Annotated in this window: 16 protein-coding genes; 10 read left to right on the top strand and 6 right to left on the bottom strand. The window is 58.8% G+C overall.

The features are described from left to right. The 10 genes from Q4481_RS24215 to bfr form a co-directional block, all read left to right on the top strand. Nucleotides 1-321, top strand: a 321-nt coding sequence (locus Q4481_RS24215) for a hypothetical protein (protein WP_304379004.1), incomplete at its 5' end; no start/stop codon positions are given. Nucleotides 322-377: 56 nt separating this feature from the next. Further along, the gene (locus Q4481_RS24210; RefSeq protein ID WP_304379003.1) at nucleotides 378-1,121 is read left to right on the top strand and encodes a LuxR family transcriptional regulator; all 744 of its coding nucleotides are present in this window, start codon (nucleotides 378-380) and stop codon (nucleotides 1,119-1,121) included. Nucleotides 1,122-1,321: 200 nt separating this feature from the next. Continuing rightward, nucleotides 1,322-4,780, top strand: a complete 3,459-nt coding sequence (pyc, locus tag Q4481_RS24205; protein WP_304379002.1) for a pyruvate carboxylase — start codon at nucleotides 1,322-1,324, stop codon at nucleotides 4,778-4,780. A 265-nt stretch (nucleotides 4,781-5,045) separates the two neighbouring features. Continuing rightward, nucleotides 5,046-6,605, top strand: coding sequence for a putative bifunctional diguanylate cyclase/phosphodiesterase (locus Q4481_RS24200; protein WP_304379001.1), 1,560 nt, complete (start codon nucleotides 5,046-5,048; stop codon nucleotides 6,603-6,605). Between the two features lie 130 nt (nucleotides 6,606-6,735). After that, complete coding sequence (locus Q4481_RS24195; protein WP_304379000.1) at nucleotides 6,736-7,515, top strand: DeoR/GlpR family DNA-binding transcription regulator; 780 nt, start codon at nucleotides 6,736-6,738, stop codon at nucleotides 7,513-7,515. A gap of 98 nt (nucleotides 7,516-7,613) precedes the next feature. Beyond that, nucleotides 7,614-8,819, top strand: coding sequence for an MFS transporter (locus tag Q4481_RS24190; RefSeq protein ID WP_304378999.1), 1,206 nt, complete (start codon nucleotides 7,614-7,616; stop codon nucleotides 8,817-8,819). 90 nt (nucleotides 8,820-8,909) lie between these two features. Continuing rightward, a complete protein-coding gene (gene pncA / locus Q4481_RS24185) occupies nucleotides 8,910-9,509 on the top strand; it encodes a bifunctional nicotinamidase/pyrazinamidase (RefSeq protein WP_304378998.1) in 600 nt (199 codons plus the stop codon). Between the two features lie 49 nt (nucleotides 9,510-9,558). Further along, nucleotides 9,559-10,866, top strand: coding sequence for a nicotinate phosphoribosyltransferase (gene pncB, locus Q4481_RS24180; protein WP_304378997.1), 1,308 nt, complete (start codon nucleotides 9,559-9,561; stop codon nucleotides 10,864-10,866). Between the two features lie 99 nt (nucleotides 10,867-10,965). Further along, nucleotides 10,966-11,277 carry a (2Fe-2S)-binding protein gene (locus Q4481_RS24175; protein WP_304378996.1) on the top strand — a complete coding sequence of 104 codons (312 nt, stop codon included), beginning with the start codon at nucleotides 10,966-10,968 and terminating at the stop codon, nucleotides 11,275-11,277. 114 nt (nucleotides 11,278-11,391) lie between these two features. Further along, nucleotides 11,392-11,877, top strand: coding sequence for a bacterioferritin (gene bfr, locus Q4481_RS24170; RefSeq protein WP_304378995.1), 486 nt, complete (start codon nucleotides 11,392-11,394; stop codon nucleotides 11,875-11,877). 51 nt (nucleotides 11,878-11,928) lie between these two features. Here the strand turns inward: bfr and Q4481_RS24165 are convergent, their stop codons facing one another. From Q4481_RS24165 to rsfS, 6 genes are all read right to left on the bottom strand, one after another. After that, a complete protein-coding gene (locus Q4481_RS24165) occupies nucleotides 11,929-12,456 on the bottom strand; it encodes an RNA pyrophosphohydrolase (protein WP_304378994.1) in 528 nt (175 codons plus the stop codon). 38 nt (nucleotides 12,457-12,494) lie between these two features. After that, entirely contained in the window at nucleotides 12,495-13,700 is a 1,206-nt protein-coding gene (locus tag Q4481_RS24160; RefSeq protein ID WP_304378993.1) for a divergent polysaccharide deacetylase family protein, read from the bottom strand. 53 nt (nucleotides 13,701-13,753) lie between these two features. Next, nucleotides 13,754-15,088, bottom strand: a complete 1,335-nt coding sequence (locus tag Q4481_RS24155; RefSeq protein ID WP_304378992.1) for a S41 family peptidase — start codon at nucleotides 15,086-15,088, stop codon at nucleotides 13,754-13,756. After that, nucleotides 15,078-16,445: a murein hydrolase activator EnvC family protein gene (locus Q4481_RS24150; protein WP_377354042.1), complete on the bottom strand. Its 1,368-nt coding sequence runs from the start codon at nucleotides 16,443-16,445 to the stop codon at nucleotides 15,078-15,080. Before Q4481_RS24150 ends, Q4481_RS24155 begins: the two co-directional genes overlap by 11 nt. 101 nt (nucleotides 16,446-16,546) lie before the next feature. After that, the gene (gene rlmH, locus Q4481_RS24145) at nucleotides 16,547-17,029 is read right to left on the bottom strand and encodes a 23S rRNA (pseudouridine(1915)-N(3))-methyltransferase RlmH (RefSeq protein WP_304378990.1); all 483 of its coding nucleotides are present in this window, start codon (nucleotides 17,027-17,029) and stop codon (nucleotides 16,547-16,549) included. Nucleotides 17,030-17,120: 91 nt separating this feature from the next. Continuing rightward, on the bottom strand, nucleotides 17,121-17,540 hold the full coding sequence (gene rsfS, locus Q4481_RS24140) for a ribosome silencing factor (protein WP_304378989.1): 420 nt from the start codon (nucleotides 17,538-17,540) through the stop codon (nucleotides 17,121-17,123). Nucleotides 17,541-17,785: the final 245 nt, after the last annotated feature.

Below are 17,785 nucleotides of genomic sequence, written 5' to 3'. Positions count from 1 at the left end.
CCGGGTGTTCATGAACGGCAACCGCACGGTGGTCTTCCCGGCAAGCCCCGGAAGCTATGCATCCGAACGCATGGGCTGATCGTCTTCGCCGACTACACGAGAGGGCTTGCGAAAAGCCCTCTCTCAATTTATTTAGTACTTATGAATATAAAAGGTTCTGTGACAGGATCTGGCGCTTATTTTAGCGGCAAACATGGCGCTTTTTCATCTATTTCCAGCAAGAATCGTTGTTTTCTCACAGTGATTCTAATGTTCCAAGATCTAATACCAAAGTTCAGGCGATTTCTTACACTTGAAAAAAAGTCTGATGAAAGCCATTGACCTATTAAGCCTTTGACTGAAATGTTTCAAAGGTTGCATGGGGGACGGAGGCGGGATTGAATCACACACAAATCATGCATTTTATGGTTGCGATCCGTGAAGTGCCCGATAGCCAGACGTTGACTGTTGAGCTTGAGCGACTTCTCGCATCCTATGGATTTGCATATTATTGCGTGTTCAGTAATCCAAAGCCGATCGAGAATGCCGACCAGTTGATCATTGCGGCGAACTGGCCGGCGACATGGGTGGAGCGCTATGTCGCCCAGAAATACATCATCGTCGATCCGACAATTCGCTATCTTCTCAGAGCTAATCGCAGTTTCGCCTGGCATGAAGCGGTCGATGCCTACCGCGACAATCCGCATTACAAGCGCATGAAACGGATGATGGCCGACGGCAAGGACAATGGTCTGGCCTCGGGTTATATCTTTCCGGCATTCAGCCGCACTGGTCTGGTGGGCGCTACCACGATCGGAGGTCCCAAAGACATTGAATTGAGCCCGGTGGAGATCGCGCTTCTGGAGACGGCATTCCGTGAAGCCTATTTCCGTTATTTGGAGTTGCGGGGAGAGGGGCAGGCCAGCGCCGTGACGCTGGGTCTCGACATATCGATGACACATCGCGAAATACAGTCGCTTGCCTTCATCGCCGAAGGGCTCACATCGGGCGACATCGCTCAGGTTCTCAATGTGTCCTCCAACACAGTCGACTGGTATGTCAATTCGCTTCAGGCCAAGCTTGGTGCGCGCAACCGAAATCAGGCTGTTGCGACCGGATTCCGGATGGGCTTGATCGCCTGATGTCGGCTATGCCCGATTTGTTGACGTAATCCAATTTGCACTTCCTTTCGCAACGCGCTAGGATTTCTTCGCGCTGCAATATGAACCTGTCGATCAGTCCCGGTCGGGGGGAGGGCATGGCCTTTTCATCCGGGACAGAGGAGATCTGCCAGGGCCAGGGTTGAGCGCTATCCATAAAGCTCAGACAGAGGAGTCCGGCCTTGCCCATCAAGAAAATTCTGGTTGCCAACCGTTCGGAAATCGCCATCCGCATTTTCCGCGCAGCCAATGAGCTCGGTTTGAAAACCGTGGCGATATGGGCAGAAGAGGACAAGCTGGCATTGCATCGTTTCAAGGCCGACGAATCTTATCAGGTCGGCCGTGGGGCGCATCTCGAGAGAGATCTCGGACCGATCGAAAGCTACCTGTCGATCGATGAGGTGATCCGGGTCGCAAAACTCTCTGGCGCCGATGCCATTCATCCGGGTTACGGCCTCCTGTCGGAAAGTCCAGAATTTGCCGATGCCTGCGCGGAAGCCGGCATCACCTTCATTGGCCCCAAGCCTGCAACGATGCGGCAGCTCGGCAACAAGGTTGCAGCGCGCAATCTCGCGATTTCGATCGGTGTGCCGGTGGTTCCGGCAACAGATCCGCTTCCGGATGATCCTGCCGAAATTCAGCGCCTGGCCGAGGAAATCGGCTATCCGGTCATGCTCAAAGCCTCCTGGGGCGGTGGTGGTCGTGGTATGCGCGCCATTCGCGACCCGAAAGACCTTCTCAAGGAAGTGACGGAGGCCAAGCGCGAGGCGAAGGCTGCCTTCGGCAAGGACGAAGTCTACCTCGAAAAGCTCGTGGAACGGGCGCGCCATGTCGAAAGCCAGATTCTCGGCGATACGCATGGCAATGCTGTCCATCTCTTCGAGCGCGACTGCTCGATCCAGCGCCGCAATCAGAAAGTCGTCGAGCGGGCGCCGGCGCCCTACCTTTCCGATGAACAGCGCGCCGAACTCGCCGCCTATTCGCTCCGGATTGCCGAAGCCACCAGCTATATCGGTGCCGGAACCGTCGAATATCTGATGGATGCCGATACCGGCAAATTCTACTTCATCGAAGTCAATCCGCGCATCCAAGTCGAACATACCGTGACCGAGCAGGTGACCGGTATCGATATCGTAAAGGCGCAGATCCACATTCTCGATGGTTATGCGATCGGTACCCCGGAATCGGGCGTTCCGCCGCAAGAGGAAATCCGCCTCAATGGCCATGCCCTGCAATGCCGCATCACGACCGAGGATCCGGAACAGAACTTCATCCCCGACTATGGCCGCATCACGGCCTATCGCGGTGCCACCGGCTTCGGTATCCGTCTTGACGGAGGTACTGCTTACTCTGGCGCGGTGATCACCCGCTACTACGATCCGCTTCTGGAAAAGGTGACCGCCTGGGCACCGACTGCGCTTGAAGCCATTCACCGGATGGATCGTGCGCTGAGAGAATTCCGCATTCGTGGCGTTGCGACAAATCTCACCTTCCTCGAAGCGATCATCAGCCACCCGGCCTTCCGTTCCAACAGCTATACGACGCGTTTCATCGATACGACGCCGGAACTGTTCCAGCAGGTGAAGCGCCAGGACCGCGCGACCAAGCTCCTCACCTATCTTGCCGATGTGACCGTGAATGGACATCCCGAGGTCAAGGGACGCGCTTTGCCGCCCAAGGATGCGGCTGCACCGGTCATTCCCTTCTGCGATCTGCCGCAGCAGAGCGGAACCAAACAGTTGCTCGATGAACTGGGGCCGCGCAAGTTCGCAGACTGGATGCTGGATCAGAAACGCGTTCTCGTGACCGATACGACCATGCGCGACGGCCATCAGTCCCTGCTTGCCACCCGCATGCGCACCTTCGATATCGCCAACATTGCCGGTACTTATTCGCGGGCGCTGCCGAATCTTCTGTCGCTGGAATGCTGGGGTGGCGCGACCTTCGACGTTTCCATGCGGTTTCTGACGGAAGATCCCTGGGAGCGGCTGTCGCTGATCCGGGAAAGTGCGCCGAACTTCCTCTTGCAGATGCTGCTGCGCGGCGCCAACGGCGTCGGCTACAAGAACTACCCCGACAATGTGGTGAAATACTTCGTCCGGCAGGCTGCCAAGGGCGGTATCGACCTCTTCCGCGTTTTCGACTGCCTGAACTGGGTGGAGAACATGCGCGTATCGATGGATGCGGTGGCGGAGGAAAACAAGCTCTGCGAAGCGGCCATCTGCTATACGGGCGATATCCTGAACTCGGCGCGGCCGAAATACGATCTCAAATATTATGTCGACCTCGCCAAGGAGCTGGAAAAGGCCGGTGCCCATATCATCGCCGTCAAGGACATGGCCGGGCTGCTGAAACCGGCCGCTGCGCGGATCCTGTTCCGCGAACTCAAGCAGTCCGTCGGCCTGCCGATCCATTTCCATACGCACGACACGTCCGGGATCGCGGCGGCAACCGTGCTGGCAGCCGTCGAGGCGGGCGTGGATGCCGTCGATGCGGCCATGGATGCGCTCTCCGGAAACACGTCTCAGCCCTGCCTGGGTTCCATCGTCGAAGCGCTTTCGGGGACCGAGCGTGATCCGGGTCTTGATCCGAGCTGGATTCGCAAGATTTCCTTCTACTGGGAGGCCGTACGCAACCAGTATGCCGCGTTCGAAAGCGATCTGAAGGGCCCGGCATCGGAAGTTTACCTGCATGAAATGCCGGGTGGACAGTTCACCAATCTCAAGGAGCAGGCGCGTTCGCTTGGTCTGGAAACCCGTTGGCACCGGGTGGCACAGGCCTATGCCGATGCCAACCAGATGTTCGGTGACATCGTCAAGGTGACGCCCTCTTCCAAGGTCGTTGGCGACATGGCCTTGATGATGGTGAGCCAGGATCTGAGTGTCGACGATGTCGTCAATCCGGCTAAGGATATTGCCTTCCCGGAATCGGTTGTCTCAATGCTCAAGGGCGACCTCGGTCAGCCGCCGGGTGGTTGGCCGGAGGCTCTGCAGAAGAAGGCGCTGAAGGGCGAGGCTGCCTATACGGTGCGTCCGGGTTCGTTGCTCAAGGATGCCGATCTCGACCAGGAACGCGCCGAAATCGAAGCCAAGCTGCAGCGCAAGCTCAGCGATTTCGAATTCGCTTCCTATCTGATGTATCCAAAGGTCTTTACGGATTTTGCCGCGGCGGCCGACCAATATGGCCCCGTATCGGTTCTACCGACACCCGCCTATTTCTATGGGCTCCAGGCTGGCGACGAGCTGTTTGCCGATATCGAGCGGGGCAAGACGCTTGTGATCCTCAACCAGGCCCAGAGCGATACCGACGAAAAGGGCATGGTCACGGTGTTCTTCGAGCTCAACGGTCAGCCGCGCCGCATCAAGGTGCCGAACCGCGCCCATGGTGCCGCCGGAAGTGCCGTGCGCAGGAAGGTGGAGCAGGGGAATGCCAACCAGGTCGGCGCACCCATGCCCGGCGTCGTCTCGCAGGTCGCCGTCGCAGCCGGCCAGGAGGTTAAGACCGGCGATGTGCTGTTGTCGATCGAGGCGATGAAAATGGAAACGGCTCTGCATGCCGACCGCGACGGGATCATTGCCGAAGTCCTGGTCCGCACGGGCGACCAGATCGACGCGAAGGATCTCCTGGTCGTTTTTGCATAATGCAGTTGGCCGGCGGCACAATGCGAGGTCGCCGGCCTTTATTCTCGCTTAAGCATAGCGATCGATTCATAGGCCTTCCGCGGGCCATCGCGACAATTTTAATAAAAAGCGAAGGCTTGCGTGCCTAGCCTGCGACCATATCCAATAGCCGGTAGATATGGTTATGTTCATGCAGGGCAAAACAGGTTTCACATTTGGCCCACACAAAAGAGGGCGCTGGTGGCAACGTCTGGAAAACGTTGCACTCATTGGCGCAACCATTTTTTTGTATTGGCTCGCATCGGATTTCGATCTTCATTCGAAATTCCACGAATGGGTCGGTGAGCCGACCCATGCCCAGATCGTTGCGAAATACCGGTCCCTCAATGGCGGCCTGGCGGCCCTGCAAGGGGCATCCGACAGATCCCTGTTCGATGTCGACAACCTGATGACCCTCGGTTTGATCGCCAGTCTTGCGTTGGCGGTTTTTGCACTGCGACAGGCCGGTCGGCTGCGGCATGCGCTTGAACGCCAGTCGAAAGCGGAAGCAGCGAGCCGTGAACTGGCCCTGCATGATCAATTGACGGGTTTGGCAAACCGGCGGAAATTCGAAGCCTTCGGTTCCGATTTCATCGCCGCGCGCGGCGGCATGGAAATGCGGGCGTTGTTCCTGATCGACCTCGATCATTTCAAGCCGGTCAATGATGTTTACGGCCATGCTGCCGGCGACCAGGTGCTTTGCGAGTTTGCGCGCCGGATCCGCGATCATTTTCCGGGTGGAATCGTGGCGCGTTTCGGTGGCGACGAGTTTGCCGTGATCACACCGGCGCTCGCCCGAGAGGACGAAGCGCTTGGTCTTGCCTCGCATTGTATCGATGCCGTCAATCAGCCGTTCTACTATGATGGGGTGCCGCTCCATCTTGGCGTCTCGGTTGGTGTCTCGCTGTTTCAGGGTCTCGAAGATTCGATCGGCGAAGCCCTGCGGCGCGCCGATATCGCGCTCTACAAGGCGAAAAATGGTGGTCGGCGCCAGGTTTCCTTCTTCGAAACCTCTCTGGAAAACAGTGTCGTTGAGCAGAACTGGCTCAAGAATGCGCTTCGGGAAGCGCTTGACAAGGATGAGATCGTTCCGCATTTCCAGCCGATCGTCGATCTCTCGACCCGGGAAACCATCGGATTTGAGGCGCTTGCTCGCTGGACGCATGCCGAACGCGGTGCGATCGGGCCATCAGATTTTATTCCGGTCGCAGAGCAGTGCGGGCTCGTTTCGGCCCTGGGTGAGCGGATCCTGCGAAAGGCAGCCGCCGTTGCCCGTCATTGGCCATCGCATATCATGCTGTCGGTCAATCTCTCTCCCGCTCAGTTGCGCGATCCGCAACTCGCTCTCAAGATCATCGCAATTCTCGGTGAGGCCGAGTTCCCGCCCAGCCGGCTTGAGGTGGAAATCACCGAGAATGCGCTGATTGCCGACCTCGAGACTGCCCGCGATACATTGGTGAAATTGAGAGCCGCCGGAATAACGATTGCGCTCGACGATTTCGGGACCGGTCATTCGACGATGCAGCATCTGACCGCCTGCCGGTTTGACAAGCTCAAGATCGACCAGCGGTTCATCCGTACCCTAACGGCAAGCGACGAAAGCCAGGCGATTGTCGATGCAATCCTCGGTCTTTCGGAACGGTTCGGCATCCGCTGCACGGCCGAGGGAATTGAAGATCTCGGGGATGCCGAAATCCTGTTCCGGCGCGGATGTCGTGAAGGGCAGGGCTATCTGTTCGGCAAACCCTCCCAAAACACCGAGTTCTGTAAATCCACCACCGAACTGGGGCGGATGCGCTTGGCCTGATATCGGCGCTCGGCCTTTCGATTTGAAACCAGATCGGGCAGCTTGGCTTTACCCGATCGGGAAATGACGATTGACAGGTCTTGCGCGTTCATGCATGTTTATGCCGAATTGTGTCGATTCAGGCTTGATCATGCATGATCTACTCTTGGGGGAGCGGCAGGCTCTCATTCTAGGAAAGCTCGCAAAGGAGGGGCGCGTTATTGCGGCCAGCCTTTCGCGGGAACTCGATGTCTCTGAAGATACGATCCGCCGTGATCTTCGGGAAATGGCGGCGTCCGGCCTTTGCCGACGCGTCTATGGCGGCGCACTGGCGGTCGAAAGCGGTCAAGGCGATCTCTCAAAACGAATCGGTGAAAGCGCCGAACGAAAGCGTGCGCTTGGACGAGCCGTCATTCCCTTTATCCAGGGCGGAATGACCGTTTTTTGCGATGCCGGCTCCACCAATCTCGAGATCGTACGTGCGCTCCCGCAAGGCCTCTCGCTGACCCTCATCACCAATGCGCCAACGATTGCCGCGGCTCTCGTCGATCGCGGCGATATCGACATCGTGATCATTGGTGGCGCTGTGGATCACCGCACCGGCGCCGTGACAGGCAGCAAGGCCACGGCAGAGATTGCCACGATGCGGCCGGACCTGTTCCTGCTGGGTGGCTGCGGCCTCGACCGGCATGAAGGGATCAGCGCAACGTCTTGCGAAGAGGCTGAGTTCAAACGCGCCGTGGCCTTACGAAGCCGGTCGATCATCTGTGCCATTACCAATGAAAAGCTCGATGCATCTGCCCCCTTCGCCGTGATTCCCTTTGCCGACAATGTGCGACTGGTGCTGGAGCATGACAGTGCCCCCGACATTGTCTCTGCCATCCGCGCGCAGAATGTTCCGGTGACCTGCGCCGACCCTCCCGTAGATTAGGCTGCCACGTGCACGCCTTTCTCTGCTTTGAAATTGAAACCGCTTTTAATCCTCGCGCCGCTCCATCCGGGAGCCGGCATAGCTGTCAAGGCAAGTTCATGACGATCCAGACGACTTCCCCCGAGCCTGCTCCGCTTACGGGCATCTTTCCCAAGGAACGGCTTGCGGTGGCCCTGCTTTTCCTTGCCAACGGGCTTTACATCGGCGCCTGGTCGCCGAAGATCCCGGTGATCGCAAGGTCATTTGCCTTGTCTGAACAACTGCTGGGCCTGCTACTGGTCGCCTTTGGTGTCGGTTCGATCGCCATCATGCCGATTGCCGGTGCCCAGATTGCCCGGTTCGGATCCTCGCTGGTGGTGAAGGTGGCTGCGATTCTGTTCCTGCCGGTGATGTTGTTCATTACTTTCGCGCCGAATGTCTATCTCCTTGCCGTAGCCGTTTTCCTGTTCGGCGGCTTTGCTGGCGCCATGGATATCGCCATGAACGCCAACGCCGTCGAGGTGGAAAAGCGTATGCGGCGTTCCATCATGTCCTCCTGCCACGCCTACTGGAGCATGGGCGCGCTTGTCGGGGCCGCGATCGGTGGTTTCCTGATCGACCGGTTCGGTGCCGAAACCCATGCCATCATTGCTACGGCTCTGGATGCGGCTCTTGTTTTCACTGCGCTAGCGATCGTGATGCACGATGGTCCCCATGATGCGGCGAGCCACGGTCATGAACCCCGGACCAGCATTTTCCAGAGCCCCTTGCCCTGGCTGCTCGGGATCATGGCACTGTTTTCGATGCTGCAAGAGGGACTGGTGATCGACTGGTCGAGCCTTTATCTCTCCACGGAACTCGGTTCGACATTGACGATCGCGTCCTTCGCCGCGGCGGCATTCCACGGTACGATGATGCTGATGCGATTTGCCGGTGATAGCGTCCGCGATCGGTTCGGAGCCGTTCGCACCTTTCGGATCTCGGCCGTTCTGGCGCTTGTGGGCATGATCGTCGGCGGACTGGCGCCAAATGCCTATGTTGCGATCGTCGGCTTTGCCGTCAGTGGACTGGGTGTTTCAAATCTGGTGCCGATCGCCTTTTCCGCAGCCGGTAACTTGCCGGGAATGGCCAAGGGTGTCGGCCTTTCGGTGGTCACGGCCATGGGCTATTCGGGTACGCTTTTTGCTCCGACGCTGTTCGGTTTCGTCATCGCACATACCGGTTTCCAGGCGATCTATCTCGGTGCGCCCTTGCTTTTGCTCGTCGTTCTCGCGCTTTCCCATCTCGCCGCCCATGCCGATGGTATCAAGGGTGGCGGTCATTGATGCACAATGACTTTTGCCCGGCCATGGCTTGTGCGCCTTGCCCAAGTATGGTTGACCTTTGGTCAGAGTGTTTCGTGACGGGGTGGCGGTATGAATGATGCGGCTTTGGTGGTGATCGATGTGCAGAATGATTTCTGCCCGGGCGGAGCGCTGGCCGTAACCGGTGGCGACGCAATCCTGCCCCTGGTCAATCAGCTGATCGTGGATCATGAACATGTCGTTCTGACTCAGGATTGGCACCCGGCCGGCCATTCCAGTTTCGCCTCTGCCCATGTCGGCAAGGCGCCGTTCGACATGGTGGAAATGCCCTATGGCCCGCAAACGCTGTGGCCGGATCATTGCGTGCAGGGGACGGCTGGCGCCGATTTCCATCCGCTTCTGCAATGGACCAAGGCGGAGCTTGTGATCCGGAAGGGTTTCCGCGCTGAAATCGATTCCTATTCGGCGTTTTTCGAGAATGATCGCCGGACACCGACCGGGCTCGCCGGCTATCTCAAGGAGCGCGGCATCAACCGCCTCGTCCTGTGCGGCCTTGCAACCGACTATTGCGTTGCCTATTCGGCGCTCGATGCGGTGGCGCATGGTTTTGATACGGAAGTGAGGCTCGATGCCTGCGCGGCAATCGATCTCGGCGGTTCGCTTGCGACCATGATGGAACGGATGCGGCAGGCCGGCGTTCGACTGGTGTGAACGGCAACGTTTGCATCTGCGGCAGGTCCTGATCGAGGGGAGAGGTCGAATGGCGGCCAAGACAGATATCGCCCGAAGGGTTTACAATCACGCCTGGAAGCTCGATCCGATCGTGCGCAGCCTTCTGGATACGGATTTCTACAAGCTTCTGATGCTGCAGATGATCTGGAAACTGCATCCGGATGTCGATGCGACCTTCTCGCTCATCAACCGCACCCGTTCGGTTCGTTTGGCCGATGATATCGATGAGCAGGAGTTGCGCGACCAGCTCGATCACGTCCGCTCGCTTCGCTTCACCAAGAAAGAGATGATCTGGCTTGCGGGTAACACATTCTATGGTCGTAAGCAGATTTTCGAACCGGATTTTCTGGCCTGGCTTTCTACATTCCGCCTGCCGGAATACAAGCTCGAGCGTCGGGACGGTCAATTCGAACTGACGTTCGAAGGCCGCTGGAAGGAGACCACGATGTGGGAAATTCCGGCTCTCGCCATCATCAACGAACTGCGATCGCGTGCGGCGATGAAGGGCCTCGGACAGTTCACGCTCGACGTTCTCTATGCCCGGGCCAAAGCAAAGATGTGGGACAAGGTGGAGCGGCTGCGCCAATATCCCGGGCTCAGAATTTCCGATTTCGGAACCCGTCGGCGGCATTCCTTCCTCTGGCACCGCTGGTGCGTGGAAGCGCTCAAGGAAGGTATCGGCCAGGCTTTCACCGGTACGTCCAATGTTCTTCTCGCCATGGATACAGACCTCGAGGCGGTCGGAACCAATGCGCACGAACTGCCGATGGTGAAGGCCGCTCTCGCGAAGAATGACGAGGAGCTTGGTCAGGCGCCTTACCAGATCCTCAAGGACTGGGAGCGGCTCTATGGCGGCAACCTCTTGATCGTGCTTCCGGATGCTTTCGGAACCGCAGCCTTTCTCCGCAATGCGCCGGACTGGGTCGCCGACTGGACCGGCTTTCGCCCGGACAGCGCGCCGCCGATCGAGGGTGGCGAAAAGATCCTCACCTGGTGGAAGGAACATGGGCGCGATCCGGCAGAGAAATTACTGATTTTCTCCGATGGGCTTGATGTCGATACGATTATCGAAACCTACAAGCATTTCCACGGACGCGTTCGCATGAGCTTCGGCTGGGGAACAAATCTCACCAATGATTTCCTGGGCTGTGCGCCGAACGAGATGAAGGGGCTCGACCCGATCTCGATCGTCTGCAAGGTGTCCGAGGCCAATGGTCGACCTGCGGTGAAACTGTCGGACAACCCCCGCAAGGCGACCGGCGAGCCGGCTGAAGTGGAGCGCTACAAACGCTTCTTCGGTACGCAGGATTTCGTCGAACAGACTGTCAGAGTCTAAAGGACCTCATTCGGCCGGTGCGACATTTGATATCTTGACATTGCGTGTCTTCTTTTGGTTTATGGTCAGCGTTGAATTCGCCGACTGGAACGACCCGCCATGATGGTTTGCAGCTGCAATCTGATCACCGACAAGGACATCAAGGACACGATCGTGTCGTTGCTGGACGAGGACTGTTGGCAGTTGATCGTGCCGGGCAAGGTCTATCATGCGATGAGCAAGCGCGGTCGCTGCTGCGGCTGCTTCCCGAATGTGGTCGACATCATCGTCAAGACCACCGAGGAATACCACGCCCGCCGCGACCATGGCGGCGCAGAGGTGGTCGATTTCATGGAGCGTCTTCGTCGTTTCCACGAGGAGCAGAAGACGGCGATCATCGAACGTCGCCAGCGAATGGCCAAGCTCGCTTGAAACTTTACTTCCTGATTGTGCGTTGACATGGGTAGGCGATCGCAAGTTGGCTATCGACTTTGTGAGCCGATACTTGTTATCTAACACATTCAATCATCTAGACAGGAGGCAAACATGAAGGGCGATCCCAAGGTCATCGAACGCCTGAACGAGGCACTGTTCCTGGAGCTCGGTGCAGTCAACCAGTATTGGCTGCATTACCGCCTGCTCGAGGATTGGGGCTTTCAGAAGCTCGCCAAGAAGGAGCGGGCCGAATCGATCGAGGAAATGCAGCATGCCGACAAGCTGGTCGGCCGCATCATTTTCCTCGAAGGGCATCCGAACCTGCAGACCGTTGCTCCGCTTCGCATCGGCCAGACGGTCAAGGAAGTGCTCGAGGCCGATCTGGCCGGCGAATATGATGCCCGCACCTCCTACAAGGCTTCGCGCGACATCTGTTACCAGGCTGGAGACTATGTCTCCATGAAGCTGTTCGAGGAACTTCTTGCCGACGAGGAAGGCCACATCGATTTCCTCGAAACCCAGCTTGAGCTTCTGTCCAAGCTTGGCGAAGAAAAATACGGCCTGCTCAACGCGGCTTCGGCTGACGAAGCGGAATAATCAGCTAAAAGCCGGCGCCTTCATCGACGCCGGCTTTTTCATGCCCGTGGTTCAGGCTTTCGTTCCGGCCAGGTGCTGGAACTCGGCGACCACCTGTTCATAGACGGGGCGCTTGAACGGAACGATCAAGCCCGGCAAATCGGCCATTGGCTTCCACGACCATTCATCGAATTCCTGGGTATGGCCGCCTGGAGGCGGAGCAATCTGGATTTCGCTCTCGTCACCCTCGAAGCGAAAGGCGAACCAGGCTTGGGTCTGGCCGCGGTATTTCCCCTTCAATCCGATACCGATCAACTGTTCCGGCAGATCGTAGTTGAACCAGCGCGAGGCGCGCGCCAGAAGCTTCACGCTCTTCATGCCGGTTTCCTCGTAAAGTTCGCGATAGGCCGCCGCCTCGGGATCCTCACCCTTGTCGATACCACCTTGCGGCATCTGCCAGAGCTGTGGCGATCCGTCATATTCGGAATTGCCGACGGGTGTGCGTTTGCCTGCCCAGACCAGACCTTCGGCATTCAGCACCAGGATGCCGACACAGGGACGATAGGGCAGATCCTCCGCCCGGATTTTCTTCTTGCTCATAGAAGCCTCACTGTTGAAACGGAACCCGAACGGGTCCCTCAATTCGGAACGTCGGCCAAAGCCGAAACGCCAACGATCTCAATGCCGCGACGACTCGCTTCACCCGCCCATTCGGTGACCGCATCGACCGTCTCGTCAAAAGCGGAGCCGACGCCGATGGCGGTGCCGTTACGGGCAGCGATTCGTTCGAGCTCATCGAGCTTGGCCAGAATCTCGCCCTTGGAGACATTCTCGTCGATCACAAGATCGGCGAAGGCATGCGGCATGGTGAAGGCCTTGGCATAGGTGGCCGACAGGGACTGGGCGGACGATCCGTCATCGAGAAACAGAAGCCCGCGATTGCCGATATCGCGCATCACGGGTTCGAGCGCCGCCGGGTCGGCGAGAAAGCGACCGCCGAGATAGTTCATGATGCCGGTGTAATTGGTCATCTTGCCCATCGACCGATAAAGTCGATCGAGGTTCTTTTCGGGCGAACTGCCTGTCAGAAGGGTCAGCGGCCCCGGATCATTGTCGGGATAATTGAAAGGCTCCAGAGGAACCTGGAGAAGAACCTCGTGACCGCCCTGTCGCGCTTCGGGCATCCAGCGGGACAGCGAATTGCCATTGGCGGCGAAGGCGACCGTGATTTCCTCGGGAAGTGTGCGAAGCGCCCGCTGGGTGCCGGTCTGGCTGAGCCCAAGTCCGGATATGACGATGGCGATGCGGGTGCCGCGGGCACCGGACCATGGCCGCGCATAGCGATCAAAGGGCCGGGTGCCGTCGGCGGCTACGATCGGCAAGCGGCCTTCCGGCCCATCCTCCAGCAGGGCGTCGTCCGGATAGGCGGCCTCGTCTCGGCTCTGGGGATTGCTGGCGTCGGCATCGATGATGACCGGACCTTCGCCATCCCGGCGCTTGGGCGAGTATTTGGTAACGACATGCCCGTCGTCCATCACCTGGCGTTCGATCGTCGCGCCATCCTTCGGCCGGCTGCGGCGAAGCTTGTCCTGCTGCTCGGCCTGCTTGTCGGCGGCAGCGACATCGATTGCGGGATCGGCTGCCGGTTCCTCACCGTTCTTCTGTTCGCTGGCAGCAGGAACGGGGCGTTCGAGATTGTCTGGCCTGAGATAGGCGTATCCGGATAGTCCCCCCAACGCGAGGATCGCTACAAGAGAAAGGGCGCGACCGGCCGTAAGCCGGTTCTTGCGCTGGCGCGGCGGCTTCTTGTCCTTGCCGAGAGGTAAGTGAATGCCTGATGTCAAGCCGAGGGCCCGCCCGAATGAAAAGCGCGCCGGTTAACGGCGCGCTCTAAAATTCACTGCTTCTTCTGCTCGGCTGCCACAGCCTTGCTCTGATCCGGCGGGAAGCTCGGATCGGTCTTCTTGCCGCGCAGAAGATCGAGCGCGTAGGCCAGCTGAACATCGTCCTTCGGATCCGGTGGCACATAGGCTGCCGAGCCTGAACCCTCATCATCCTCGTTCTGGCCCTTGATATGGCCCTTGAGCGAGGATTCTGCGGCCTTTTCGATTTTGCCCTGCAGATCCTGCGGGATCGGCTGTTCGACCTTGATGTCGGGCGTAATGCCCGTGCCTTGGATCGACTTGCCCGACGGCGTGTAATAGAGCGCCGTAGTCAGGCGAAGCGCGCCATTGTCGCCAAGCGGGATGATAGTCTGGACCGAGCCCTTGCCGAAGGACCGGGTGCCGAGCACCGTCGCCCGCTTGAGATCCTGCAGCGCGCCGGAGACAATTTCCGATGCCGAGGCAGAGCCGCCATTGATCATGACGACCACCGGCTTGCCATTGGACAGGTCGCCCTCGGTTGCCGTGAAACGACGGGCTTCGCTTTCGATACGGCCGCGGGTGGAAACGATCTCGCCCTTGTTGAGGAAAGCATCCGAGACGTTGATCGCCTGATCAAGCAGGCCGCCCGGATTGAGACGCAGGTCCAGGACATAGCCCTTCAGCTTGTCATTCGGCACCTGAGCCTGGATCTTCTCGATCGCACGCTTGAGGTCGGTATAGGTCTTTTCGGTGAAGGAAATGACGCGCAGATAGCCGACATCGCCTTCGACGCGATATTTCACGGCCTGAACGGCAATGATGTCGCGCTTGATTTCGAGTTCGATCGGCTTGTCGGCGCCCTTGCGCAGAATGGTCAGCTTGATCGGGGTGCCGACCTCGCCGCGCATCTTGTCGACCGCTTCTTCCAGCTTGAGGCCACGCACATCGGTGCCATCGATCTTGGAAATAAGGTCACCGGCCATGACGCCCGCCTTTGAGGCTGGCGTGTCATCGATCGGCGTGATGACCTTCACCAGTTCGTTTTCCATCGTCACTTCGATACCGAGACCGCCGAATTCACCCTTGGTTTGGGTGCGCATATCGTCGGCGTCCTTGGCATTCATGTAGGACGAGTGCGGGTCGAGCGACGACAGCATGCCCGAGATTGCCGATTCGACGAGCTTTTCTTCGTCCGGCGGCGTCACATACTGAGCGCGGACGCGTTCGAACACTTCGCCGAAAATGCTGAGCTGTTTATAGGTCGAGGATGATGCCGCCTCAGCCGGGAGACCGGCGGAATAGACCGCGACCATCGCCGTTGAGCCCAGAAGCGCACCCATCAGCACAAGTGAAATTCTACGTATCATTTCGCGCCTTTCCAACGTGTTGGATGGCCCACCAGGGCTCCGAATCGACCGGCTTTCCATCCTTGCGGAATTCTATGTACAGCGTCGGGCGCTCCGTTTCCAGATTGAGCGCTGCGGCACTGGCAATTCTCTTTGCTCCCATCTGGCCGATCGGTTCGCCGGCAACGACGAACTGGCCCTGACGGGTGCTGACAGTTTCCATGCCGGCTATGACCAAATGGTAACCGTCGCCGGCATTGAGGATGACCATCTGACCGTAACTGCGGAAGGGACCGGCGAACACCACCCATCCATCAGAGGGTGCCGTCACCACGAGGCCGGGCCCGGCACCGATCATGATGCCCTGCGCCTCATGCCCCGTTCCATCCGCCTCCCCGAACCGACGCAGGATTGTTCCCGCCACCGGTAGGTCCAGCTTGGCCTTCAAAGTCGAAAAAGCATATGCGGGAGCAATGCGGTTTTTGTCGGGCAAAGTCGGGTTTGCCTCTTCGCGGGCGCGATCAGCCGGTGTCATCGCATTGCGGCGTTCCTCTTCCTTGCGGGCCTGTTCCGCAGCCTCACGCGCCGAAGCGATATCGCGTTCGAGCGAGCCTATGAGGCTTTCAAGACTGGTTGCCCGGCTGGCGAGTTCGGCGGCCCGCTTGCGCTCGCTCTCGAGGTCGGCACGGTTCTGCTTCTCGAGCCTCGCATTTTCGGCGATCAGCAGCTGCATTCGTCGCTCTTCCTCGAGCGCCGCCGCCATCGTGGTGACGTAGCTTTTCTGTTCGGTCGCGATCTCATCCCGCAATTTCGACAAAGCCGTCAGGTCGAAGATCAGCTTGTCCGTCTCGGCGCGAATACCCGGCACGACCGCGCCCAGCATGATGGCGCTGCGAACCGATGACAGCGCGTCGTCGGGGGTGACCAGGAGAGCAGGCGGTGGATTGCGCCCCATACGCTCGAGTGCGGCGAGCACTTCGCCCAGCACGGCGCGACGTCCGCGCAGTGACGTCTTGATCTTGGCTTGCTCCTCAGTAAGTCCCGCCAGTCTTGTCTGGCTATCGAGCTGCCGCTGTTCGAGATCCTTCCTCTTGGCTGCGGAAGAAACCAGCGCCTCGCGAAGGCCCGATGTGGTGCGCTCGATACCGGCGATGGAAGCTTCGAGCTGCGCTGCCTTGTCCTTCGCCTCGGCGATCGTGCGGGCGAGGTCGCGCAATTCGGCTTCCGTCGCATTGCGGCGGATCGTCAGGGCATCCTGCTGGTCCGTGGCTTCCTGCGCAAAAAGCGGCGTTGCGAAGAGGAATGCGCAAAGCGCCAGGCCTGCGCGCCGCAAGGCCTGCCCCGAATAGCCGAATCTCTTGTTCGATGTCCGCCGCAATGACATTCCACAATGTTAATCGAAAGGGCGAGGGAAGGGAATCGCTGCGTTCAACGGAATTTTCAGGGCGTCGGTCAGGATCGGTCCCGGATCCGTTGACATCAGACCCGGTGATAGGGATGGCCCGACAGGATCGTCACGGCGCGGTAGAGCTGTTCGCCCAGCATGACGCGAACGAGCTGATGCGGCCATGTCATCTTGCCGAAGCAGAGCGTGTGGGCAGCCCTGTCCCGCAAATCCGGATCAAGTCCGTCCGGACCGCCGATGGCGATCATGACCTCGCGCTTTCCCTGATCGCGAATGGAACCGAGAAGCTCTGCAAAGGCGGGGCTATCGAGCGCCTTGCCGCGTTCATCGAGCAGGATCAGAACCGCGCCGTCGGGCATTGCCTTGTCGAGCAAAACCGCCTCTTCGCGCTTGCGGGTTTCCCCGTTGCCGGCACGGCTCTCGGTAACTTCGGTGAGTTTTGCGAATTCCAGGCCAACGGAAGGCCCCGTCTTGGCGAAACGATCGAGATATCGCTCGGCAAGCTCTTTTTCGGGCCCGGCTTTCAACCTGCCCACTGCGAATAGAGAGATTCGCATGGCGAATGTCCGGACCAGTTTCCTTGCGCGGGCCGCTGATCGTCCCGCGTCGGGTGATATTCAATGGCCGTCTGCTAGAGCAGCGAGACGGTCAGTGCAACGTTTCCTCGTCGAGATCCGGTGCGGCCCACATCTTTTCGAGATTGTAGAACTCGCGCGTTTCCGGACGGAAGACGTGGATGATGATGTCACCGGCATCGATGAGGACCCAGTCGCCGGTCTCAAGACCTTCGACGCGCGCCTGGCCGAGACCTGCGGCTTTGAGGTCGTCGATCAGATGGTCCGCGATTGCGGTCACATGCCGGTTCGATCGCCCGGAGACGATAACCATAAAGTCTCCGATTGCGGATTTGCCGGCGATGTCGATGGGGGTGACGTTCTCTGCTTTCGAGTCCTCGAGGCTCTCAAGGACCAGCTCAAGGGTTTTGGCCGCGCCTGTGATGCTGCGTTCCATGCCCTGCGAAAAGACGTTATGTGTCTTTTCCTTCGCGTGTACTGTCGTCAGAGTCATTCCTTTCTATCTTGAACAGAACAGCCATCCGACGCAACGCGCCGGATGGGTTAAAGATAGGCCTGATTTGTTAACGGATTCAAGACGGGCAGGGGAAGATTTTGGCAACCCGCTGCTGTGCGCCCGCAAACGCTCGCCGCAAGGGCGCTACAGATAAACAAAATGCTCGACGCTGCGAACGTCGATGAAGAAATCGGGCAGCTTGTCGCAGCTCAGCACCACCGTTCCATCGCCCATGTCGGTTA

This window comes from Fluviirhizobium alvei, from assembly GCF_030551875.1.
GTDB lineage: Bacteria > Pseudomonadota > Alphaproteobacteria > Rhizobiales > Rhizobiaceae > Rhizobium_E > Rhizobium_E alvei.
Note: the sequence above shows the minus strand (reverse complement) of the source record. Positions and strands in the feature narration are given on the sequence as shown.

Coding starts and splice junctions, on each gene's coding strand:
- Q4481_RS24165 (WP_304378994.1), bottom strand. CDS start 12,456: ATGAGCAAGAAGAAAATCCGGGCGGAGGATCTGCCCTATCGTCCCTGT.
- rlmH (WP_304378990.1), bottom strand. CDS start 17,029: ATGCGAATCTCTCTATTCGCAGTGGGCAGGTTGAAAGCCGGGCCCGAA.
- pncA (WP_304378998.1), top strand. CDS start 8,910: ATGAATGATGCGGCTTTGGTGGTGATCGATGTGCAGAATGATTTCTGC.
- Q4481_RS24195 (WP_304379000.1), top strand. CDS start 6,736: ATGCATGATCTACTCTTGGGGGAGCGGCAGGCTCTCATTCTAGGAAAG.
- pncB (WP_304378997.1), top strand. CDS start 9,559: ATGGCGGCCAAGACAGATATCGCCCGAAGGGTTTACAATCACGCCTGG.
- bfr (WP_304378995.1), top strand. CDS start 11,392: ATGAAGGGCGATCCCAAGGTCATCGAACGCCTGAACGAGGCACTGTTC.
- Q4481_RS24155 (WP_304378992.1), bottom strand. CDS start 15,088: ATGATACGTAGAATTTCACTTGTGCTGATGGGTGCGCTTCTGGGCTCA.
- rsfS (WP_304378989.1), bottom strand. CDS start 17,540: ATGACTCTGACGACAGTACACGCGAAGGAAAAGACACATAACGTCTTT.
- Q4481_RS24175 (WP_304378996.1), top strand. CDS start 10,966: ATGATGGTTTGCAGCTGCAATCTGATCACCGACAAGGACATCAAGGAC.
- Q4481_RS24190 (WP_304378999.1), top strand. CDS start 7,614: ATGACGATCCAGACGACTTCCCCCGAGCCTGCTCCGCTTACGGGCATC.